The organism is Tepidimonas ignava (genome assembly GCF_004342625.1).
Taxonomy (GTDB): domain Bacteria; phylum Pseudomonadota; class Gammaproteobacteria; order Burkholderiales; family Burkholderiaceae_C; genus Tepidimonas; species Tepidimonas ignava.
In genome coordinates this window covers 167,213-189,256 of record NZ_SMAH01000002.1, presented here as the reverse complement: position 1 = coordinate 189,256, position 22,044 = coordinate 167,213, and the positions used below count along the sequence as shown (strand labels likewise).

Below are 22,044 nucleotides of genomic sequence, written 5' to 3'. Positions count from 1 at the left end.
GGTTATGGATGGTAACAACAAACGTGATCACGGGCCGCCTGCAGGCGACTCAGCGTCCGCGCAAAAACAACGCGTCCAGCTCACGCAGCGTCAGTTGGCGCCACGTCGGACGCCCGTGGTTGCACTGGTCGCTGCGCGCGGTGGCTTCCATCTGGCGCAGCAGCGCGTTCATCTCCTCCAGCGTCAGGCGGCGGTTGGCGCGCACCGCGCCGTGGCAGGCCATCGTGGCCAGCAGTTCGTGTTGGGCGCGTTGCAGCACGTGGGCGCCGCCGTGTTGCTGCAACTCGGCCAGCACCGCGCGCGCCAGCGCCACGGGGTCGGCTTGCGCCAGCAGGGTGGGCACACTGCGCACGGCCAGCGTCTGGGCGGACAGCGGCGCCACGTCCAACCCCAGCTGCTGCAGCGTCGACGCGTGATCGTCGGCCGCCGCCATGTCCAGCGGGGTGGCCTGGAACGTCACCGGCACCAGCAGGGGCTGGCTGGGCAGTTGGGCCTGGGGCCCCGTCAGTTGGGCCTTGAGCCGTTCGTACACGATGCGCTCGTGCGCGGCGTGCATGTCCACCAGCACCAGCCCGTGGGCGTTTTCAGCCAGGATGTACACGCCGTGCAGCTGCGCCAGTGCCCGCCCCAGCGGCCAGACCACCTCGTGCGGCTCGTCGGCGTGCGCCACCGGGGCTTGGGTGGCGGTGTCGGTGTCCGGCGAGGGCGCGGGTGCGTTGGGCCAACCCGCCCAGCGCGGGGCGGGTTCGCGCGCGCCCAGGGCCAGCGCTGGGGCGCTGCGGTAGCGCGTGGTGTCCCAGTCCGGCCTGGGCGCGTCGTTGGGACTGGCCGGTGGCGCGGCGGGGGCGGCCGCCGCGCTGTCGGGTGGTGACGGTGCCACTTCGGCGGGGCCCGCTGCTCGCGGGGTGGCCAGCGCCGCCTCGACGGCGCGCTGCACCGCCTGATGCACCGCGCCACTGTCGCGAAAGCGCACCTCGATTTTGGTGGGGTGGACGTTGACGTCCACCGCACGCGGGTCGATGTCCAGCCACAGGATCCAGGCTGGCTGGCGCTGGCCGTGCAGCACGTCGTCGTAGGCGCTGCGCACGGCGTGGGTGAGCACCTTGTCACGCACGTAGCGCCCGTTGACGTAGGCAAACTGGCGGTCGCTGCGCGCCCGTGCGGCGTCCGGGCGCACCACCCAGCCATGCAGGCGCAGCGGGCCGGCCTGCGCCTGCACCGGCAACGCCTCGGCCAAAAAGTCGTCGCCGATGGCGCTGGCCACCCGCTGCTGCCAGGCGAGCTGGGGCGTCAGCGCGGCCACGGCACGCCACTGCTGCACGAGCCGCCCCTCGTGCCAGATGGCAAAACCCACGTCGGGGCGCGCCAGCGCGTGGCGGCGCACCGCTTCGATGCAGTGCGCCAGCTCGGTGGCGGGGCTTTTGAGGAATTTGCGCCGCGCCGGGGTGGCGAAAAACAGCTCGCGCACCTCGACGGTGGTGCCTACGGGGCGCGCGGCGGGTTGCAGCTCGCCGCTGCGGGCGTGCAGGGTCCAAGCGCAGCCCTGCGCATCGTCGGCGCTGCGCGACGTCAGCGTCACGTCCGCCACCGAGGCGATGGCGGCCAACGCTTCGCCCCGAAAGCCCATCGTCGTGACCGCTTCCAGCTCCTGCAGGTCGCGGATTTTGCTGGTGGCGTGGCGCTGCAGCGCCAGCGGCAGCTCGGCGCGCGGGATGCCGCAGCCGTCGTCTTCGACCACGATGGCGCGGATGCCCCCGGCCACCAACCGCACGGTGATGCTGCGCGCGCCGGCGTCCAGCGCGTTGTCGACCAGCTCGCGCACCACCGAGGCCGGACGTTCCACCACCTCGCCAGCGGCAATCTGGCTGATCAATTCGTCGGGCAGCGGCTGGATCGGGCGGCGCGCCACGGGCGCGGCGGCGTAAAAGGCGTCGGTCACGGCCGCCATTGTAGGCCGCACCTCAGGTGCGGCGGCTGCGCGCCAGGGGTGGGTTGCGTTCGAAATAACGCCGGATGCCCTGCGCCAGCGCGCGCGCCAGGCGGCGTTGGAACGCCGGGTCGCGCAGCCGTTGTTCCTCGTCGGGGTTGCTGATGAAGGCGGTTTCGACCAGCACGCTGGGGATGTCGGGCGCGCGCAGCACGGCAAAGCCCGCTTGCTCGACGCGCGGTTTGTGCAGCGGCCCGACGCTGCGCAACAGGCCCAGCAACGTGTCGCCGAGCTTGAGGCTGTCGTTGATCTGCGCCGTCATGCTCATGTCCAGCAGCGCGCGTTGCACGTGCGCATCACCCACCTGGACCGGCAGGCCGCCGACGCGGTCGGCGGCGTTTTCCTTGTTGGCCATCCAACGCGCGGCGGCGCTGGAAGCCCCCCGCTCGCTGAGGGCGTAGACGCTGGCGCCGCGCGGCCGCGGCGAAAAAAACGCATCGGCGTGCAGGCTGACCAGCAAGTCGGCCTGCACCTGCCGCGCTTTGGCCACGCGCGTGTGCAGCGGCACGAAATAGTCGTCGTCGCGCGTCATGAACACGCGCACGGGGTTGCCGCGCACCTCGGTGCCGTCGAGCTCGTCGCGCAGCAGCCGTGCAATGGCCAGCACGACGTCTTTTTCGCGTGTGCCGTTGGGGCCGATGGCGCCCGGGTCTTCACCTCCGTGCCCGGGGTCGAGCGCGACGATGATGAGGCGTTGGGTGGCCGGTACGCTACGGGCGGCGGGTTGCGGGGCGCGCGCCGCCGGCGCGGCCGCCCCGGTGCGCCCCGACGCCACAGGGGCAGGGGCGTCGGCTTGGGCGTGGTGCCGGGCCAGCCATTCGCCCAGCGGATCGTGCGCGCTTGCGGCCGGGGCCGCGGCAGGGGCGGAGGAGGGCGCTGGCGGCGCGGATGCGGCGCTGTGGCGCGCGATCAGCGCCTCCAGCGGGTCGATCGGTTGCTGCGGGTGCAGGTCCAGCACCAGGCGGTGCTGGTACGCCGCCACCGGCTCCAGCTGAAACACTTGCGGTGCCACGGGCGCCTTGAGGTCCAGCACCAGCCGCACCGTGTCGGGGTCGAACAGCCCCACCCGCACCCGCGCCACGTACGGATCGTCCGGCGTGATGCGCTGCACCAGGGCCTGCAGTTGCGGCAGCAAATCCGCGCCGCGGATGTCCACCGCCAGCCGGGGTGGGTCGGCCACGTACTGCGGCGTGGCCTGCAACGCCTGGTCGGCTTCGATGGTGACGCGCGTGTAATCCCGCGCCGGCCAGACGCGGATGCCGACGATGCGCGCCGCCCAGCCGACGGTGGGCAGCGCGCCGGTCAGGGCCGCCAGCCACGCGCCCAACGCACGGGTCAGCAGCCGACGGCGGTTGGCAACGGTGGGGTGGTGCATCGTCATGGGGTTGACCGCAGCGCCAGCAGCGCGGCCTCGCCGGCCGCGGTGCGCGCCTGCCACGTCAGGTGGCGGTGGTGGTCGTCGTCGTGCTGCAGGTGCAGCGCCACGTCCACCGTGCCCAGCAGGCGCCCCGCGCGTTCGGGCCATTCGACCAGCTTGAGTCCAGGCGCGTCCATCAGTTCCGCCAACCCCGCGTCCAGCCATTCACGGGGGTCGCTCAGCCGGTACAGGTCGGCGTGCATCACCGTCACCGCGGTGGTGCCCAGCGTCACCTCGTAAGGTTCCACCAGCGCGTACGTGGGGCTCTGGATGCGCCCCTGCACACCCAGCGCTCGTAGCAGGTGACGTGTCCACGTGGTCTTGCCGGCGCCGAGCTCGCCATGCAACGTCAGCCGCAGGTTGGCGCGGCCAGGGTCGGCGCGCAGCCAGGCGGCCAGGCGCTGCGCCAGCGTCGCCAGGGCCTCCTCATCCAGGTGGTGCCAGGTGTGTTGGGCCCGTGGGGGTTGATCGTCGTCGTGCATCGCGTTCTTTACAATGGCATGCCATGGACCGCGCCGCACCGACGCCGCCCGCCGACGCGGCGCCCGACTGGCTGGCCCGTCTCGGGGCTTGGGCGCGCGAGCTGGGATTTTCCCAGATCGGTGTGGCCGACGTCGACCTGTCCAGCGCCGAGCCGGGGTTGCTGGCGTGGCTGGCGGCCGGCCACCACGGCACGATGGCCTACATGGCGCGCCACGGGCTCAAGCGTGCCCGCCCCGCCGAGCTGGTGCCCGGCACGGTCAGCGTCATCACCGCCTGCATGGACTACCTGCCGCCCGGCGGCCGCGACGACTGGCGCGCGGCCGAATGGGCGCGCTTGCACGACGCGCGTCAAGCGTGCGTCTCGCTGTACGCCCGTGGGCGTGACTACCACAAGGTGCTGCGCCAGCGCCTGCAGCGGCTGGCGCAGCGGTTGCAGCAGGCGTGGGCCGCGGCGTACCCCGACCAAGCGGCGCTGGCGTACCGGGTCTTCACCGACTCGGCGCCGGTGCTGGAGGTGGAGCTGGCCCGCCGCAGCGGGCTGGGCTGGCGCGGCAAGCACACGCTGCTGCTGTCGCGGCAGGCGGGGTCGATGTTTTTCCTCGGGGAAATCTTCATCGACCGCTGGTTGCCGCGCACCGCGCCCACCGACGGCCATTGTGGACGCTGCCGTGCCTGCTTGGACGTGTGTCCCACCGGGGCCATCGTGGCGCCGTACCGCCTGGATGCACGGCGCTGCCTGTCGTACCTGACGATCGAACACGCGGGCGCCATTCCCGTCGAACTGCGCCCAGCGCTGGGCAACCGCATCTACGGCTGCGACGACTGCCAGCTTGTGTGCCCATGGAACAAATACGCCCGCCGCAGCCCGCTGCCGGACTTCGAGCCGCGCCCGGCGCTGGCCGACGCCACGCTGCTGCAGCTGTGGGCGTGGGACGCCGCCGCCTTCGAGCGCCACACCGAAGGTTCGCCGATACGGCGCATCGGCTACGCACGCTGGCGGCGCAACCTGGCGGTGGCGCTGGGCAACGCGCGTCGCGCCGCGTTGGCCCGCGGCGACACCGGGCACGCCCAGGCCGTGCAGCAGGCGCTGCAGCAAGCGCTGGCGCAAGGCGATGACGATCCGCTGGTGCGCGAGCACATCGCTTGGGCGCTGGGCTAACATGCGCGTATGGCGGCATCCCCCTCCCACCCCGACGCACCGCTGCGCTCCGCTTGGGCCGTGTGGCGCGAGCTGCTGCGCCTGACCGGGCGGGTGCTGGCGTTGGCGTTGCAGCCGGACAGTTACCGCGGCCCGCGCTGGCCGGTGGTGGCGCGCCACCTGGTGCACGCGGCGCTGCCGGCGCTGTGGTGGTACACGGTGCTGTCGGCGCTGGCGGGGCAGGTGCTGATCCGCATCGTCGTCGTCACCGCCCAAGGCTATGGGCTGAGCCAGTACGCCGTCGAGATGGTGGTGCGCGTGCTGGTGCTGGAGCTGCTGCCGCTGGCCGCGGCGCTGTTCGTGCTGTTGCGGGTGATGATGGCGCACGCCGCCGAGCTGCGCCGCGCCTGGCGCCAGGATCGCTGGGCCGCGCTGGTGGCCGCGGGCGGCAACCCGTGGCGTGACCGTGTGCTGCCGGTGGCGCTGGGCGGGGCGTTCGCCACCGTGTTGTTGACCGTGGTCAGCAGCGTGGTGGCGTGTGTGTTGGCGTACCTCAATTTGTACGGTTTTTCGCCGTGGGCGCTGGCGGTGTACACGCGGGCCGTCGGGCACATCTTCGATCCGGTGGTGTCGTTGATCTTCGCCCTCAAAACCCTGGGCTTTGCGCTGGCCGTGGCCTTGGTGCCGCTGAGCGCCATGTTCGACGAGCGCCGCCCGAGCGACGTGCGCGCGCTGGTGCGCACCGCCAGCGTGCTGTTGGCGGTGGAACTGTTGGCGCTGGTCGGCAACTATTGGTGAACCCTGGCGACGCACGAGAACATGGCAACCGACCAACCTTCCGCTGCCCCGTCCACCGACAGGTCCGCTGCCGCAGCGACCCGGGCGCTGGAGCGGCGCGCGCGTGCCCTGCTGGCGTTGTTGGCCGCGCTGCTGCTGGGCGTGGCGCTGTACCTGATGGTGGCGCGGGGTGTGTTCGAGCCAACCCAGCACTTAACGCTGGTTACCGATGACGCCGAGGGCGTGACCGTGGGCATGGACCTGACGTTTTCCGGCTTCGCCATCGGGCGCGTACGCCGCATCGACCTGGCCGACGACGGCAGCGTGCACCTGCAAGTGGATGTGCCCAAGCGCGACGCGCGCTGGCTGCGCGAGTCCAGCGTCTTCACGCTGGAGCGGGGCCTGGTGGGCGGGACCCGGCTGCGCGCCTACACCGGCGTGATCGACAGCCCGCCGCTGCCCGACGGCGCCGTGCGGCCCGTGCTGCGTGGCGATGCGCTGGCCGACCTGCCGCGCGTGCTCAACACCGCGCGCGAGGTGGTGGAGCACCTGCGCGCGATGACGGCGGCCGACGCCCCTGTCAACCTCGCGCTGCGCGAGCTGTACGCGCTGTTGCAGCGCGCTACCGGGCCCGACGGTGCCTTGCACGCCGCGTTGGGCCAAGCCGACCGGGCCCGCCTGAGCGCCACGTTGCGCGAGGTCGAGGCCACCGTGACGGCAGCGCGCCAGTTGCTGCAGCGCAGCGACACGCTGGTGCAGCGTGCCGACGCGCGCGTGCTGGGGCCGGGGGGTGTGGTGGACGATGTGCAATCCGCGCTGCGCGAGGCCGCCGCCCGTTTGGCCGAGGCCAAGGCCACGCTGCAACGCGTCGATGCCATTTTGGAGGACGTGCAGGGCGTGGCGCGCAACGCGCGCGCGGCCAGCGTCGACCTGGACGCTTTGCGCGCCGAGGTCGAAGTGACGCTGCGTCGCGTCGACGCGCTGATGCTGGACTTGCAGCGGCGTTGGCCGTTTGCGCGTGAGACGGAGGTGCGGCTGCCATGAACGTGGTGCGCTGGGGTGGGGCGGCGCTGGCCGCGGCGCTGCTGGTTGGATGCGCCGCGCAGCCACCGGTGCCGGGGTGGCGGCTGGACCTGCGGCAGGCGGTCGAGCAGGGCACGCTGGCGTACCTGCAAGGCCATGACCGCGTGGCCAGCGTGCACGCCCAGCGCGCGCAGCAGGCGGCCGCCCAAAGCGCCCAGGCCACGGCGTTGGCGCGCCAGGCGCTGGCGCACTGTGCCGCGCAACTGGCGGCGCTGCAGGGCCAGGGGTGTGCCGCGGCCGCACCGTACCTGGCTGATGCCACCGCGGCCGAGCAAACCTACGCTGCTTGGCTGGCCGGCTGGCCCGCGCGGCCCTGGGAGGGGCCCGGCCGCCCAGACGCCGCAACCCTCCCGAGCGCCGCGCGCGCGCTGGCGCAAGCGTGGCCCGCGCCGCCGGCGGCCGACCTGGCCCGTTGGCTGGGCGCGCTGGACGACCCGCTGACCCGTCTTGTGGTGGGAGGGTGGCTGTGGCATGCCGTGGGGCTGGATGGGGCGGCCGTGGCGGTGCTGGTCGACACCGCCAGCGGCCAAGGTTGGCGCCGGCCGCTGGCGGCGTGGCTGGCGGTGCAGCAGCGCTTGGCCGAGCGCGCCGGCGACACCGCCACCGCGGCGCTGGCGCAGCGCCGCTTGGATTGGCTGCTGCACCCGGCGGTGGCGCCCGCATCGGGCCCGTCGTCCGCGGGCGCGGCCCCGCAACCGGTGGACTCCGCCCCGCGGTGACGGCGGCCTCGCGCCGCTTGGGGCACAATCCGGGCTGGGCGCCCCAGCCGTCTAACCGCAGGGCCGGGCGGGGCGCATGCTTAGTCGCAGTGCCCTGCCTTCGCCTTTGTTTTATTCGATGATCAAGCCTCGCTACCCCGGCAGCGTGCGTGCCCCGCACCGCCGCGCCACCGCCCCCTCCGCCTCGACCGGCCCCGCCGTCGCCCTGGTTGATGAGCGCTACTTGATCTGGCTGGCCGGGCAAACGGTCAGCACGCCCGTGCGAACCTTGCAGCGTGGCGCGCTGCACGGCGTCATGGCCCAGCTCGCACGCGCCGGCGGCGCGGAGGGTGGGTTGCTGCGCACCGTGCTGTTCACCGACCAGACCTGCACCGAACTGTACGACGACGTCGTCATCCGCACCGTCCCCGCGCACGCCAGCGACGGCGGCCTGAGCCTGGTGCGTGCGCTGGGCGGCGAGCTGGCCCAGTTGTCCCGCCACCAGCCGGGCGTGACGCTGATCGTGGCCAGCGACGACGAGCGCCTCATCCCCTACATCGACGAGGCGCAGTGGCGCGGCGCGCGTGTGGTGCTGGTGGCCGACGACGGCGTGCACGATTTCGCCCGCCTCAGCGCCGACGACCCGAGCTGGGCGCGCCTGCTGCTGCAGGCCGATCGCCGCGTGGCGTTGTCGCCGGCGGCGTGGGAGGCCCTGACCCAACCGGCGGGGGGCGAAAGCAGCGACGCGGGGCGCGACGCCGACCAGCCCGACGAACACTGGCGTGCCGAAGTGGCGCGCATCCTCGACCAGTGGTGGTCGGCGCAGACCGAAGACGAACGCCTGGACCTGGCCGCGGCGATGCGGGTGCAGCAAGGTGTGCCGGCGGAAGCGGACCGCAGCATCCTGATGCAGGTGCGCCGCGAGCTGGGCCGCAACCTCAGCTTTGCCGAAAAGCGCCTGATGCGCGACATGGTGCGCCACATCGTGCTGGGCGAGGCCGCCGCCCCCGAAGCGCCCGCGCCCGAAGCGCTGCCCGTGGCGCAAGACTGAGCCGCGTACCCTGCCGTGAGCGCGGATCGCCCCCGTGCCCCAGCGGCCCCCGAGCACGGTGCGGGGCAGGCCTTGGCGGCTTGGTTTTGCACCCCGCCGGGGCGCTACCTGCTGGCATGGGAAGCGCGTCACTTCGCCGATGCGGTGGCCGATGCGTTTGGCTACCATGCGCTGCAGCTGGGCATGCCGCAGCTCGACGCGCTGGCCGCCAACCGGATGCCCCACCGTTGGCTGGCGGCGCCCGAAGAGGTACAACCCGACCTGGTTGCGGCCCAGCCGCCGCAGCGCCCGGTCGATCTGGTCGCGCACGCGGCGGCGTTGCCGTTCCCGGCCGACAGTCTGGACCTGGTGGTGTTGCCGCACACGTTGGAGCTCAGTGCCGACCCCCATGCGGTGCTGCGTGAGGTTGAGCGCGTGCTGGTGCCCAACGGCCGCGTGGTCATCAGCGGCCTCAACCCGCTGAGCCTGTGGGGGTTGCGGCAGGCGCGCGCCCACCTGTGGGCCCGGGCGGGCTGGGCCAGCAGCCGCTGGGCACGCCCCTACCTGCCCGAGGCGGGGGCGTTCATCGGCCTGGGCCGCTTGCTTGACTGGTTGCGCTTGCTCAGCCTGGAGGCCGAGCGCATCGAGCGCGGCTGCTACCGACCCGCCGTGCGCAGCGAGCGCTGGCTGCGGCGCTGGGCTTGGATGGACCGCTGGGGCGCGCTGTTGTGGCCGCCGCTGGGCGCGGTGTATTTCATCGTGGCCGTCAAGCGCGTGCGTGGCATGCGCCTGCTGGGGCCGGCTTGGCGACCCACGCGGGCCGCGGCCGCGCCGGCCGTGGTGGCACGACGCGACGGACAACCCACCCCCCCATGACCGACGTCATCATCTACACCGACGGGGCCTGCAAAGGCAACCCCGGCCCGGGCGGCTGGGGTGCGCTGCTGCGCGCCGGCCACGCCGAAAAAGAGCTGTGGGGCGGCGAAGCCCGCACGACCAACAACCGCATGGAGCTGACCGCGGTCATCGAGGCGCTGGCGGCGCTCAAGCGCCCGTGCCGCGTGCACCTGTACCTGGACAGCGAGTACGTGCGCAAGGGCATCACCGAGTGGCTGCCCGGCTGGAAAGCGCGTGGCTGGCGCACCGCCGACCGTCAGCCGGTCAAAAACGCCGACCTGTGGCAGCGCCTGGACGAGCTGGTGCACGGCCGCGGGCACGAGATCCACTGGCACTGGGTGCGCGGCCACAGCGGCGACCCCGGCAACGAACGTGCTGACGCCCTGGCCAACCGCGGCGTGCCCGGCGCTTGAGGGCGTGCCGCCGGCGCGCCGTGGGGGTACGTCACCCTCGTTTACACAACAGCAACGCGTCTCGGTTACAGTGGCCACGCAATGACCACGTGGCCCACCATTCGCAGGAGTGCCCATGCCGATGCCCCGTCGCGCCGTGATGCCGTTGGCCGTGTTGGCCTTGATCGCGCTGGCCGCCGCCGCTTGGTGGTGGCAGCGCCGCCCCGCCACGCCCGCGCAACCGCCGGCGGCCGCGGCGCCCGCGCCGGCCCCCACGGCGCGCGCGCCCGGACCCGGCGCGGGCGGCCCCGCGGGGCCGGGGCGCGGCGGGCCGCCCGCGGTGGAAGTGGCGTCGGTGCAGCTTGCGCCGCTGGTGGACGAAGCGCAGGCCGTTGGCACGTTGGTGGCGCGCCAGCGCGTCGTGGTGCGGCCCGAGGTGGCGGGCCGCATCGTCGCCATCGGGTTTGCCGATGGTGCCCCGGTGCGCAAAGGGCAGTTGTTGTTCCAACTCGACGACACCCTGCAAAAAGCCGAGCTGGCCCAAGCCCAGGCCCAGTTGGCGGTGCAGCAAGCCAACCTGCGTCGCAACGAGGAGCTGGTGGCGCAAGGCTTTGTGGCGCAGCGCGTGCTGGATGAGAGCCGTGCCGCCGTGCAGGTGGCCCAGGCGCAAGTCGAGCTGGCGCAGGCACGGCTGACGCGCATGCGCATCGTGGCGCCGTTCGACGGCGTGGCAGGCATCCGCCAGGTGCACGTCGGCGAGTACGTCAAGGATGGCACCGAGCTCGTGCACGTGGAAGACACGTCGCAGTTGGTGGTGGATTTCCGCTTGCCGGAGCGGCTGCAGCCGCGCGTGGCGGTGGGGCAGACGTTGCGCCTGACGGCGGACGCGCGCCCGCAAGCGGTGTGGGAGGCCAAGGTGCAGGCCATCGACCCAGCGCTGGACGCCGACGGCCGCGCCCTCATCGTGCGCGCCGCGCTGCAAGGCGCTCGCCACGGGTTGCAGCCTGGCATGTTCGTGCGCGTGGCGCTGGTGCTGGGCCGTGAACCGGCTGCGCTGTGGGTGCCCGAGGAATCCATCCAGCCGCAGGGGCAGCAGTTTTGGGTCTGGCGTGTGCGGCAGGCGCAGGGCGAGCAGCCGCCCGAGGTCGAGCGCGTGGCGGTGCAGCCCGGCGCACGCCGCGGTGGCCAAGTGCACATCGTGCAGGGCTTGCGTGAAGGCGACACCGTGGTCGTGGCGGGGCAACAGCGCCTGCAGCGCGACGGCACGCCGGTGCGCATCGTGCAAGCCGGGCAGGGCGGCCCGGCCAGCGGCCCCGCAGGCCCCGCCGCTCCGGGGCAGCGCCCGCCCGCCGGTGCGGACCGTGCGCCACAGGCCGGCCAAGGCGGCTGAGTTCCGACAAGCGCGCAGAGGTCGGCCATGCAACTGCCCGAAATCGCCATCCGACGCCCGGTGTTTGCCACCGTGCTGTCGCTGCTCATCGTGTTGGTGGGCTGGGTGTCGTTCGAGAATCTCTCGGTGCGCGAGTACCCCAAGATCGACGAGCCGGTGGTCACCGTCACCACCCGGCTGGCTGGCGCGTCCAGCGAGGTCATCGAATCGACCGTCACCAAAGTGCTGGAGGATTCGCTGGCCGGCATCGAAGGGGTGGACGTCATCACCTCGATCAGCCGGCCCGAGCAAAGCCAGATCTCGGTGCGTTTCCGGCTCGAGCGCGACCCCGACGCCGCCGCAGCCGAGGTGCGCGACAAGGTCGCGCGCGTGCGCGGACGCCTGCCGCAGACGGTCGACGAGCCGGTGGTGGCCAAGGTCGAAGCCGACGCCTTCCCCGTCATCTGGATCGCGCTGAGCTCCGAGCGCTACTCGCCGCTGCAACTGACCGACCTGGCCAACCGCATCGCCAAGCCGGTGCTGCAAACGGCCACCGGTGTGGCCGAGGTGCGCATCTATGGCGAGCGCCGTTTTGCCATGCGGGTGTGGCTGGACCCCGACCGGCTGGCCGCCTACGGCCTGACCGTGCAGGACGTTGAAGACGCGCTGCGCCGCGCCAACCTGGAGGTGCCGGCCGGCCGGGTCGAGAGCCTGCAGCGTGAGTTCAACGTCACCGCGGCCACCGACCTTCGAACCCCGCAGCAGTTTGAGGAGGTGGTCATCCGCACCGCGGCCAGTGGCCTGCCGGTGCGGCTGCGCGACGTGGCCCGTGTCGAGCAGGGCGCGGCGGACGAGCGCACCTCGGTGCGCCTCAACGGCCGCGACACCGTGTCGCTGGGCGTGATCCGGCAGGCCACGGCCAACCCGCTGGAGCTGTCGGCCAGCGTGCGCGCGCTGCTGGCCAAGGTGCAGGCCGACCTGCCCCCCGGCATCGACGTGCAGGTGGCCAACGACAACTCGGTGTTCATCGACCGCTCGATCAAGGCGGTGTACCAGACCATCCTCGAAGCGGTGGTGCTGGTCACGCTGGTCATCGTGCTGTTTTTGCGCACCGCCCGCGCCTCCATCATCCCGCTGGTGACCATCCCCGTCAGCCTCGTGGGCGCTTTTGCGCTGATGGCGTTGTTCGGGTTCACGATCAACACCCTGACGCTGCTGGCGTTGGTGCTGGCCATCGGCCTCGTGGTCGACGACGCCATCGTGGTGTTGGAAAACATCCACCGCCACATCGAGGAGGGCATGACGCCGCTGGCCGCCGCGATCAAGGGTTCGCGTGAAATCGCCTTCGCGGTGGTGGCCATGACGCTGACGCTGGCGGCGGTGTACGCGCCGCTGGCGTTCACGCCCGGGCGCACCGGGCGGTTGTTTGCCGAATTTGCGCTGGCGCTGGCCGGGGCGGTGCTGGTGTCGGGCTTTGTGGCGTTGACGCTGTCGCCGATGATGTGCGCGCGGCTGCTGCGGCATCAGGCCAAGCCCTCGTGGTTCGACCGCGCGATGGAGCGGGGCTTGGCCGCGGTCACGCGCGGCTACGGGTGGGCCCTGGGATGGGCGCTGCGCGCACGCTGGGCCGTGGTGCTGCTGATGGTGGCGTGCGCGGCGGCCAGCGCCTGGTTGTTCAAGACCACCAAGCAGGAACTGGCCCCGCTGGAAGACCGCGGCGTCATCCTCAACATCGTCAACGCCCCCGATGGGGCCACCGCCGCGTACACGTCGCGCTACGCCGCGGCCATCGAGCGCATCGGTCAGCAGTACCCCGAGTTCGATCGCATCTTTGCCCTCGTCGGCAACCCGACGGTGTCGCAGGCGACGGTGTTTTTCCGCGCCAAGCCGTGGGAGGAGCGCCAACGCTCCACGCTGGAGCTGGCGCGCGAAATGGCGCCCAAAATCGCCAGTCTGCCTGGCGTGACGGCGTTTCCGATCACGCCACCTTCGCTCGGGCAAGGGTTTCGCGAGCGTCCGGTCAACTTTGTCATCACCACCAACGACAGCTACGCCAACCTGGCGCGCGTGGTGGCGGAGTTTCAGCGCCGCATGGCGCAGTACCCGGGTTTTTTGCAGGTGGACACCGACCTGCGCATGAACAAACCCGAGCTGCGCCTGGAGGTGGACCGCGAGCGTGCGGCGGCGTTGGGTGTGAGTGTCGATGCCGTGGCGCGCGCCGTGGAGACCATGCTTGGCGGGCGCACCGTGGGCCGCTACAAGCGGGAGGGTGAGCAGTACGACGTCATCGTGCAGACCGAAGCGGTGCAACGCAGCGCGCCGCAGGACATCGAGCGTCTGTACGTGCGTGGCCGCAACGGTGCGATGGTGCCGTTGGCCGCGCTGGTCAAGGTGCAAGAGGTTGTCGCCCCGCGCGAGCTCAACCACTTTGCCCAGCGGCGCAGCGCCTCGATCACCGCCAACCTCAGCCCGGATTTCGCGTTGGGCGAGGCGCTGCAGGTCATGGACACGATCGCGCGCGAGGTGCTGCCCGAGGGCTACGCCACCGACCTCAACGGCTCCAGCCGCGAGTTTCGCGCCGCGGCCGGGTCGTTGGCGGTGGTGTTCGTGCTGGCGCTGCTGTTCATCTACCTGGTGCTGGCCGCGCAGTTCGAAAGCTTCGTCGACCCCTTCGTCATCATGCTGTCGGTGCCGCTGTCGATGCTGGGGGCGCTGGCGGCGCTGAAGTGGAGCGGTGGCACGCTCAATGTGTTCAGCCAGATCGGGCTGGTGACGCTGGTGGGCTTGATCACCAAGCACGGCATCCTGATCGTCGAGTTTGCCAACCAGCTGCGCCAGCAGGGGCTGGGCCTGCTGGACGCGGTGCGCCGCGCCGCGGAGCTGCGCCTGCGCCCGATTTTGATGACCACCGGCGCGATGGTGCTGGGGGCGATCCCGCTGGCGTTGGCCACAGGGGCCGGCGCCGAGAGCCGTCAGCAGATCGGCTGGGTCATCGTTGGCGGCATGAGCGTGGGCACGTTGCTGACCATTTTCGTCGTGCCCACGGTGTACCTGCTGCTGGCGCGTCAGCGGGTGCCCGGCGCCGACCGCACGCCGGTGCCGGCGCAGGCCGAGCGCGCGCACGGCTGAGTGCAACACCCCACGGCTCGCAGCACGGTGGCAGCCAACGGATCGATGCGCGGAGGCTGAAGCGGTGGGCCGGTCTTGCTGAGCGGTGGTTTCTCATCACTTGTACAATGTGCTTGTACAACAACGAGGATGCCGCTATGACCATCGAGACCACCTACAGTCAGGCGCGCGAACAGCTCAAGGTGCTGATGGATCGCGCGGTGGACGATCGCGAGGTCATCGTGGTCCGCCGCCGCTCGGGCGGCGCTGTGGCGATGATTGCCGCCGATGAGCTCGAGGGTCTGTTGGAGACAGCCCACCTGCTGCGGTCATCCAAAAACGCCGAGCGCCTGTTGACGGCACTCAACCGGGCGCGCCTGGGTCATCTGAAGCCCACGACGCTGAACCAACTCAGGAAGGACGTGGGCCTTGAGCCGTGAGTCCATCCGGCTTGCGGTGTGCCATCCTGAGTTCCTGGAGGACCTGCGCCACTGGGTCGAGACCGACCGGCGCACCGCCCAGCGTTTGCTCGACATCGTCGAAGCGGTGCTGCGTGATCCCTTCGACGGCATTGGTAAGCCCGAGCCCCTGAAATACCTTGGGGCGGACGTCTGGTCGCGCCGCATCACGCAGGAACACCGCTGCGTCTACCTCGTCAAAGCCGACCGGGTCGAATTCCTGCAGGGGCGCTACCACTATTGACCGTAGGCACGACAAGCGGCTGCGTTGTGCGGTGAAGAGGGGTGCAATCGGCCTGAGGGTGCCCTTCGGTCCCCAAGCGCGACTTCACAGAACCTCGCTGGCAAAGTCCGCCAGACGCGAGCGTTCGCCACGCGCCAGCGTGACGTGGCCGCCGTGCGGCCAGCCTTTGAAGCGGTCCACGACGTAGGTCAGCCCCGACGACCCCTCCGTCAGGTAGGGGGTGTCGATTTGCGCCAGGTTGCCCATGCACACGAGTTTGGTGCCCGGCCCCGCGCGGGTGATGAGCGTCTTCATCTGCTTGGGCGTGAGGTTTTGCGCCTCGTCGATGATGACGTATTTGTTGAGGAAGGTGCGCCCGCGCATGAAGTTCATGCTCTTGATCTTGACGCGGCTGCGGATGAGATCCTGCGTCGCGGCGCGCCCCCACTCGCCGGCCGGGTTTTGTCCGCCCTTGGCCAAAAACTCCAGGTTGTCGTCCAGCGCGCCCATCCACGGCCCCATTTTTTCTTCCTCGGTGCCGGGCAAAAAGCCAATGTCCTCGCCCACGCTGACGGTGGCGCGGGTCATGATGATCTCGGTGTAGCGGCGCTCGTCCAGCACCTGCGTCAACCCCGCGGCCAGCGCCATCAGCGTTTTGCCGGTGCCGGCGGTGCCCGCCAAGGTGACGAAGTCGATGTCCGGGTCCATCAGCAGGTTGAGCGCGAAGTTTTGTTCCCGGTTGCGCGCGGTCACGCCCCAGACGGCGTTTTTCAGGTGCGTGTAGTCTTTGAGCGTGCGCAGCACCGCGGTCTTGCCGCGCAGTTCCACCACGCGCGCGTACAGCGGCGGCTCGCCCGGGGCTTCGTGGTAAACGAACTGGTTGAGCAGCATCTGCTGCACCACCGGGCCGCTGATCCGGTAAAAAGTGTGGCCGCCTTGCTGCCAGCTCTCCACTTTTTTGCCTTGGCGCGCCCAAAAGTCCGTCGGCAACGCCAACATGCCGGTGTACAGCAGCTCGACGTCGTCGATGGTTTTGTCGTTTTCGTAATCCTCCGCCGCCAGGCCCAGCGCCCGCGCTTTGATGCGCATGTTGATGTCTTTGGACACCAGCACCACGTCGCGCTCGGGGTGACGCTGCTTGAGCGCTTGCACCACGACCAGGATCTGGTTGTCGGCCTTGCCTTGCGCGATGCCGTCCGGCAGCGGGTGGTGGAACACCTCGGTCTGAAACAGCAAGGTGCCGGTGGCTTCGCGGTGGCCCAGCGCCGTCAGCGGCACGCCGTTGCGGATGTCGCCGCGCACCGTGGCGGCCAGCGCGTCGAGCGTGCGGCTGGCCTGGCGCGCGTTGCGCGCCACCTCGCTCATGCCTTTTTTGTTGTTGTCCAGCTCCTCCAGCACGACCATCGGCAGGTAGATGTCGTGCTCCTCGAAGCGGAACAGGCAAATGGGGTCGTGCATCAGCACGTTGGTGTCCAGCACGAACAGCTTGCGCGGCCCGCCGTTGGGCCGGGGCGTGCGGCCCGTGGCCGCAAGGGGCTGCTCGTCGCGGGGCGCGGCCGTCGGGGCCGACGGCTGTCCTTCGGCAGCGCCCGCCGGGGCGGCGGCGCTGACCGTGTCAGTGGGGGCAACGGCAGCGCGCCGCGCGCGGCGTGGCGCCGGCGCGGGGCTGGCCGAGGGCCCCGGGGCTGACGTGGCCAGCGTGGACGCCGGCGTGGTCGGCGGCGTCGTGGGCTCGGGGGCGGCAGCGGCGGGGGTGGCGCTGCGGCGGACGGTGGCGTCGGCTTGGACGCGATCGCCTTTGCGGCGTGGAGGGGGCGGTAACGGCATGGCGGGATGATGCCAGAAAAGACAACGCCGCCCACACGGGGCGGCGCGTACAGGGGTTCAACCGAGCATGAGCGCGCGCGTCATGCGGGGCGGCACGGGGTCACGCGGCCTTTTTGCTCAGCATTTTGACGGCCTTCAGCACCTCGTCCACATGACCCGGTACCTTGATGCCGCGCCACTCTTGCAGCAGGATGCCCTCAGGGCTGATCAGAAACGTGCTGCGCTCGATGCCTTTGACCTTTTTGCCGTACATGATTTTGTTTTTGACCACCCCGAACATGTGGCACATTTTTTCTTCGGTGTCGGCGATCAGCTCGAACGGCAGTTCCAGCTTGGCTTTGAAATCTTCGTGCGACTTGAGGTTGTCGCGCGACACCCCGAACACCTGCGCCCCTGCCTTGACGAACTCCGCGTAGTGGTCGCGGAACTGCATGGCCTCGGTGGTGCAGCCCGGTGTGTGATCCTTGGGGTAAAAATACAGCACCAGGATCTGGCCGAGGTGGGACTGGTGGGTGACTTTGATGCCGCCGGTCGCTTGGGCTTCGAATTCGGGTATGGGTTTGTTGACGACGACGGCCATGCAGCAAGTCCCCTTATAACAGCAACTTGCCAATTGTAACACATCGCCGCGCGGCAACCCGCGGTCGCGCCGCCGCCTGGCGGGGTCAGCCGGGGCCCGATTCGATCAGCAACGCCGCCACGACGCGGCGGCCTTCGCCGGCCAAGATGTTGTAGGTGCGCGCCGCAGCCATCGTGTCCATCGTCTCGACGCCGATGCCGCGTTCGATCAACGGACGCAGCAGCGCCGGCGGCACAAAGCGCAGCCGCGGACCGCTGCCAAACAGCACCACTTCGGGCGCCAGCTCGGCCAGCTGCGCGAAGTGCTCGACCGTCAACGCCTCGAAGCGCGCGCAGTCCCATGCCCGCAGCACGCCGCTGGCGGCGATCACGACGCTGTGCTCGTAGCGCTGGCCGCCCGCGTGCAGCCAGCCCGGACCGTGGGCCTGGATGGCCAGGGTGTCGATGCGGTCGGGCTGGATCTTCATGGGCGGCGCCGTGGTGCAGCGGGTATTCTGTGGTGAAATTATGCCCGCCATGCTGCCCACCATCCACAAATCCGCCAAACTCGCCAACGTCTGCTACGACATCCGCGGCCCCGTGCTCGAAAAGGCCCGTCAGATGGAGGAAGACGGGCACAAGATCATCAAGCTCAACATCGGCAACCTGGCGGTGTTCGGGCTGGAGCCGCCCGACGAGATCGTGCAGGACATGATCCGCAACCTGCCGCAGGCGGCCGGCTACACCGACAGCAAGGGCCTGTTCGCGCCGCGCAAGGCGATCGTGCACTACACGCAGCAAAAGGGCATCGCCGGCGTCACGGTGGACGACGTGTACCTGGGCAATGGCGCCAGCGAGCTCATCACGATGAGCATGAACGCGTTGCTCAACGCGGGCGACGAGATCCTGGTGCCGGCGCCGGACTACCCGCTGTGGACGGCCTCCGTTTCGCTGTCGGGCGGCACGCCGGTGCACTACCTGTGCGACGAGTCCAACGGCTGGATCCCCGACCTGGACGACATGGCGCGCAAGATCACGCCGGCCACCAAAGGCATCGTCGTCATCAACCCCAACAACCCCACCGGCGCGCTGTACCCGGTGGAGGTGCTGCAGGCGATCGTGGCGCTGGCGCGCAAGCACGGCCTGATCATCTTCGCTGACGAGATTTACGACAAGGTGCTCTACGACGGCCACGTACACACCTCGATCGCGTCGCTGGCCGATGACCTGCTGTTTGTCACCTTCAATGGCCTGAGCAAAAACTACCGCTCGTGCGGCTACCGCGCGGGCTGGATGATCGTCTCGGGCGACAAGCGGCGCGCGCGCGACTACATCGAGGGCCTCAACATGCTGGCGTCGATGCGGCTGTGCGCCAACACGCCGGGCCAGTTGGCCATCCAGACCGCGCTGGGCGGCTACCAAAGCATCAACGACCTGGTAGCGCCCGGCGGGCGGTTGTGCCGCCAGCGCGATTTGGCGCACCGGCTGCTGACCGACATCCCCGGCGTGACCTGCGTCAAGCCTAAGGCGGCGCTGTACATGTTCCCGCGCCTGGACCCCAAGGTTTACCCGATCGAGGACGACCAGCAGTTCGCCTACGACCTGCTGGCCGAGGAAAAGGTGCTGATCGTGCAGGGCACGGGCTTCAACTACCCGACGCCGGACCACTTCCGCCTGGTGTTTTTGCCGCACGAGGACGACCTGGCCGAGGCGATCGGACGCATCGCGCGCTTCCTGGGCCACCTGCGGCGCCGCTACGGCACCGACTGACGCCCGTCGCGATCGTTGTGTTTTATCCACCGCGTTACGACGAACAACCCGAACGAACATGAGTCAACTTCCCCCCATCCAAGTGGGCCTGCTGGGCATCGGTACCGTGGGCAGCGGCGTGTTTCGCGTGCTGCAACGCAACCAGGAGGAGATCCGTCGCCGCGCCGGTCGTGGCATCGCCATCACGATGGTGGCCGACCTCGACACCGAGCGCGCACGCGGTATCGTGGGGGATGCGGCGCAGGTGGTGGCCGACGCCCGCGCGGTGATCGCCAACCCCGACATCGACATCGTCGTCGAGCTCATCGGCGGCTACGGGATCGCCCGTCAACTGGTGCTGGAAGCCATCGCCGCGGGCAAGCACGTCGTCACCGCCAACAAGGCGCTGCTGGCGGTGCACGGCACCGAGATTTTTGCCGCCGCACAGGCCAAGGGGGTGATGGTGGCGTTCGAGGCGGCCGTGGCCGGTGGCATCCCCATCATCAAGGCCCTGCGCGAAGGGTTGACCGCCAACCGTATCCAGTGGGTGGCCGGCATCATCAACGGCACCACCAACTTCATCCTGTCCGAAATGCGCGACAAGGGGCTGGACTTCGACGTCGTGCTCAAGGAGGCGCAGCGCCTGGGCTACGCCGAGGCCGACCCCACGTTCGACATCGAGGGCATCGACGCCGCCCACAAGGCCACGCTGATGAGCGCGCTGGCGTTTGGCATCCCGGTGCAGTTCGACAAGGCCTATGTCGAAGGCATCACGAAGCTGCAGGCGGCCGACATCCGCTACGCCGAGCAACTGGGCTACCGCATCAAGCTGCTGGGCATCACCAAGCGCGTGGCCGGCGGGGTGGAGCTGCGCGTGCACCCGACGCTGGTGCCGGCCAAGCGCTTGATCGCCAACGTCGAGGGGGCGATGAACGCGGTGGTGGTGCAAGGCGACGCCGTGGGCACGACGCTGTACTACGGCAAGGGCGCAGGCAGCGAGCCGACCGCCAGCGCGGTGATTGCCGACCTCGTGGACGTGACGCGCCTGCACACCGCCGACCCGCAGCACCGCGTGCCCCACCTGGCGTTCCAGCCGCACGCCATGAGCGACCTGGCCATCGTCCCGATGGCGCAGGTGGTCACCGGCTACTACCTGCGGCTGCGCGTGGCCGATCAGGCCGGCGTGCTGGCCGAGGTCACCGGCATCCTGGCGCGCGCCGGCATCAGCATCGACGCCGTGCTGCAGCGCGAGGCCGACGAGGTCGGCGGCGAAGGCAGCACGCAAACCGACCTGATCATCCTGACGCACGACACCGCCGAGGGCACGATGGACGCGGCGCTGGCGGCCATGCAGGCGCTGCCGACGGTGCTGGCGCCGATCGTGCGCATCCGTAAGGAGGAACTGGCCTGATGCGCTACCTCTCGACCCGCGGCGACCCCGCGCGGCGCCGCTTCAGCGACATCTTGCTGGAGGGTCTCGCGCCCGACGGCGGCCTGTACCTGCCCGAACACTACCCGCAGGTGGACGCCGCGACGCTGGCGCGTTGGCGGCGCATCTACCACGAGCAGGGCTACGCCGAGCTGGCCTTCGAGATCCTGTCGCTGTACATCGACGACATCCCGCCCGACGACCTGCGCGCGCTGCTGCGCCGCACCTACACGGCCGAGGTGTTTGGCACCGGCGAGATCGTGCCGCTGCGCCACCTGGAAGACGGCCTGTGGCTGGAGGCCCTGTCCAACGGCCCGACGCTGGCCTTCAAGGACATGGCGATGCAGTTGCTGGGCCACCTGTTCGAGTACGAGCTGGCGCGCCGCGGCGAAACCCTCAACATTCTGGGGGCCACCAGCGGCGACACCGGCAGCGCCGCCGAGTACGCGATGCGCGGCAAGCGCGGCATCCGGGTCTTCATGCTCAGCCCGCACGGGCGCATGAGCCCGTTTCAGCAGGCGCAGATGTACAGCCTGCAAGACCCCAACATCCACAACATCGCCATCGAGGGCGTGTTCGACGACTGCCAGGACATCGTCAAGGCGGTCAGCGCCGACCTCGCCTTCAAGCGGCAGTACCGCATCGGCACGGTCAACTCGATCAACTGGGCGCGGCTGCTGGCGCAGGTGGTGTACTACGTCGCGGGCTGGATCCAGGCCACCGAGCGCGACGACCAGCGCGTCAGCTTCGCCGTGCCCAGCGGCAACTTTGGCAACGTCTGCGCCGGCCACATCGCGCGCATGATGGGGCTGCCGATCGAGCGGCTGGTCGTGGCCACCAACGAAAACGATGTGCTGGACGAGTTTTTCCGCACCGGGGTGTACCGCGTGCGCGGCAGCGCCGACACCTACGAAACGTCCAGCCCGTCGATGGACATCAGCAAGGCGAGCAACTTCGAGCGCTTCGTGTTCGACCTGCTCGGGCGCGACGCGGCGGCCACGCGTGCGTTGTTTGCCGAGGCGCTGGCGCGCCACGGCCGCTTCGACCTGTCGCAGCACCCGGCGTTTGCCCAGGTGCGGCAGCGCTATGGCTTTGTCAGCGGCCGCAGCACCCACGCCAACCGTATCGAGACCATCCGCACCACGTGGCAGCGCCATGGCGTGCTGATCGACCCTCACACGGCCGACGGCGTCAAGGTGGCGCGCGAGCACCTGCAGCCCGGCGTGCCGATGATCGTGCTGGAAACCGCGCTGCCCATCAAGTTCGCCGCCACCATCGTCGAGGCCATTGGGCAAGAGCCGCCGCGCCCGGCGCATCTGCAGGGGATTGAGCAGTTGCCCAAGCGCGTGCTGGTCATGCCGGCCGACGCCCAGCGTGTCAAAGACCACATCGCCGCGGTGTGCCAAGCAGGTTGACCGTGC

20 protein-coding genes are annotated in these 22,044 nt (G+C 70.3%); 14 read left to right on the top strand and 6 right to left on the bottom strand.

Annotation, left to right across the window (positions count from 1 at the left end; genetic code table 11):
• Positions 1-49: 49 nt before the first annotated feature.
• From mutL to tsaE, 3 genes are read right to left on the bottom strand one after another with little or no spacing between them, the layout of a single operon-like run.
• Positions 50-1,948 (bottom strand): DNA mismatch repair endonuclease MutL, encoded by a 1,899-nt coding sequence (gene mutL, locus EDC36_RS02225; protein WP_132961629.1) that lies wholly within the window; start codon positions 1,946-1,948, stop codon positions 50-52.
• Between the two features lie 13 nt (positions 1,949-1,961).
• Positions 1,962-3,362 carry an N-acetylmuramoyl-L-alanine amidase gene (locus tag EDC36_RS02220; RefSeq protein ID WP_132961710.1) on the bottom strand — a complete coding sequence of 467 codons (1,401 nt, stop codon included), beginning with the start codon at positions 3,360-3,362 and terminating at the stop codon, positions 1,962-1,964.
• 2 nt (positions 3,363-3,364) lie between these two features.
• On the bottom strand, positions 3,365-3,886 hold the full coding sequence (gene tsaE, locus EDC36_RS02215) for a tRNA (adenosine(37)-N6)-threonylcarbamoyltransferase complex ATPase subunit type 1 TsaE (protein ID WP_132961628.1): 522 nt from the start codon (positions 3,884-3,886) through the stop codon (positions 3,365-3,367).
• A gap of 23 nt (positions 3,887-3,909) precedes the next feature.
• On the opposite strand from tsaE, the gene queG reads away from it, so the two are divergent.
• The 11 genes from queG to EDC36_RS02160 all read left to right on the top strand — a co-directional run bounded on the left by queG (position 3,910) and on the right by EDC36_RS02160 (position 15,081).
• Positions 3,910-5,046, top strand: coding sequence for a tRNA epoxyqueuosine(34) reductase QueG (gene queG / locus EDC36_RS02210; RefSeq protein WP_132961627.1), 1,137 nt, complete (start codon positions 3,910-3,912; stop codon positions 5,044-5,046).
• 9 nt (positions 5,047-5,055) lie between these two features.
• Positions 5,056-5,823 carry an ABC transporter permease gene (locus EDC36_RS02205; RefSeq protein WP_132961626.1) on the top strand — a complete coding sequence of 256 codons (768 nt, stop codon included), beginning with the start codon at positions 5,056-5,058 and terminating at the stop codon, positions 5,821-5,823.
• Between the two features lie 21 nt (positions 5,824-5,844).
• Positions 5,845-6,846 (top strand): MlaD family protein, encoded by a 1,002-nt coding sequence (locus EDC36_RS02200; RefSeq protein WP_132961625.1) that lies wholly within the window; start codon positions 5,845-5,847, stop codon positions 6,844-6,846.
• Complete coding sequence (locus EDC36_RS02195) at positions 6,843-7,604, top strand: hypothetical protein (RefSeq protein WP_165902790.1); 762 nt, start codon at positions 6,843-6,845, stop codon at positions 7,602-7,604. Before EDC36_RS02200 ends, EDC36_RS02195 begins: the two co-directional genes overlap by 4 nt.
• Before the next feature lie 118 nt (positions 7,605-7,722).
• Positions 7,723-8,634 carry an alpha-amylase family protein gene (locus tag EDC36_RS02190; RefSeq protein WP_132961623.1) on the top strand — a complete coding sequence of 304 codons (912 nt, stop codon included), beginning with the start codon at positions 7,723-7,725 and terminating at the stop codon, positions 8,632-8,634.
• Positions 8,635-8,706: 72 nt separating this feature from the next.
• Positions 8,707-9,489: a class I SAM-dependent methyltransferase gene (locus EDC36_RS02185; protein ID WP_132961709.1), complete on the top strand. Its 783-nt coding sequence runs from the start codon at positions 8,707-8,709 to the stop codon at positions 9,487-9,489.
• Positions 9,486-9,923, top strand: a complete 438-nt coding sequence (gene rnhA, locus EDC36_RS02180) for a ribonuclease HI (RefSeq protein WP_132961622.1) — start codon at positions 9,486-9,488, stop codon at positions 9,921-9,923. The genes EDC36_RS02185 and rnhA overlap by 4 nt, the downstream gene beginning before the upstream one ends.
• A gap of 115 nt (positions 9,924-10,038) precedes the next feature.
• Complete coding sequence (locus EDC36_RS02175; protein WP_132961621.1) at positions 10,039-11,292, top strand: efflux RND transporter periplasmic adaptor subunit; 1,254 nt, start codon at positions 10,039-10,041, stop codon at positions 11,290-11,292.
• A gap of 27 nt (positions 11,293-11,319) precedes the next feature.
• Positions 11,320-14,400: an efflux RND transporter permease subunit gene (locus EDC36_RS02170; RefSeq protein ID WP_132961620.1), complete on the top strand. Its 3,081-nt coding sequence runs from the start codon at positions 11,320-11,322 to the stop codon at positions 14,398-14,400.
• A 137-nt stretch (positions 14,401-14,537) separates the two neighbouring features.
• Positions 14,538-14,819 carry a type II toxin-antitoxin system Phd/YefM family antitoxin gene (locus EDC36_RS02165; RefSeq protein ID WP_132961619.1) on the top strand — a complete coding sequence of 94 codons (282 nt, stop codon included), beginning with the start codon at positions 14,538-14,540 and terminating at the stop codon, positions 14,817-14,819.
• Positions 14,809-15,081 carry a Txe/YoeB family addiction module toxin gene (locus EDC36_RS02160; protein WP_132961618.1) on the top strand — a complete coding sequence of 91 codons (273 nt, stop codon included), beginning with the start codon at positions 14,809-14,811 and terminating at the stop codon, positions 15,079-15,081. The genes EDC36_RS02165 and EDC36_RS02160 overlap by 11 nt, the downstream gene beginning before the upstream one ends.
• Before the next feature lie 84 nt (positions 15,082-15,165).
• Here the strand turns inward: EDC36_RS02160 and EDC36_RS02155 are convergent, their stop codons facing one another.
• The 3 genes from EDC36_RS02155 to EDC36_RS02145 all read right to left on the bottom strand — a co-directional run bounded on the left by EDC36_RS02155 (position 15,166) and on the right by EDC36_RS02145 (position 17,933).
• A complete protein-coding gene (locus EDC36_RS02155) occupies positions 15,166-16,887 on the bottom strand; it encodes a PhoH family protein (RefSeq protein WP_132961617.1) in 1,722 nt (573 codons plus the stop codon).
• 100 nt (positions 16,888-16,987) lie between these two features.
• On the bottom strand, positions 16,988-17,467 hold the full coding sequence (locus tag EDC36_RS02150) for a peroxiredoxin (protein WP_132961616.1): 480 nt from the start codon (positions 17,465-17,467) through the stop codon (positions 16,988-16,990).
• An 85-nt stretch (positions 17,468-17,552) separates the two neighbouring features.
• A complete protein-coding gene (locus tag EDC36_RS02145; RefSeq protein ID WP_132961615.1) occupies positions 17,553-17,933 on the bottom strand; it encodes an Mth938-like domain-containing protein in 381 nt (126 codons plus the stop codon).
• Between the two features lie 49 nt (positions 17,934-17,982).
• On the opposite strand from EDC36_RS02145, the gene EDC36_RS02140 reads away from it, so the two are divergent.
• Genes EDC36_RS02140 through thrC form a run of 3 tightly spaced genes read left to right on the top strand, consistent with a single transcriptional unit; the run spans position 17,983 to position 22,038 of the window.
• Positions 17,983-19,215: a pyridoxal phosphate-dependent aminotransferase gene (locus tag EDC36_RS02140; protein WP_390616908.1), complete on the top strand. Its 1,233-nt coding sequence runs from the start codon at positions 17,983-17,985 to the stop codon at positions 19,213-19,215.
• A 58-nt stretch (positions 19,216-19,273) separates the two neighbouring features.
• The gene (locus EDC36_RS02135; RefSeq protein ID WP_132961614.1) at positions 19,274-20,605 is read left to right on the top strand and encodes a homoserine dehydrogenase; all 1,332 of its coding nucleotides are present in this window, start codon (positions 19,274-19,276) and stop codon (positions 20,603-20,605) included.
• Positions 20,605-22,038, top strand: coding sequence for a threonine synthase (gene thrC / locus EDC36_RS02130; RefSeq protein ID WP_132961613.1), 1,434 nt, complete (start codon positions 20,605-20,607; stop codon positions 22,036-22,038). The genes EDC36_RS02135 and thrC overlap by 1 nt, the downstream gene beginning before the upstream one ends.
• Positions 22,039-22,044: the final 6 nt, after the last annotated feature.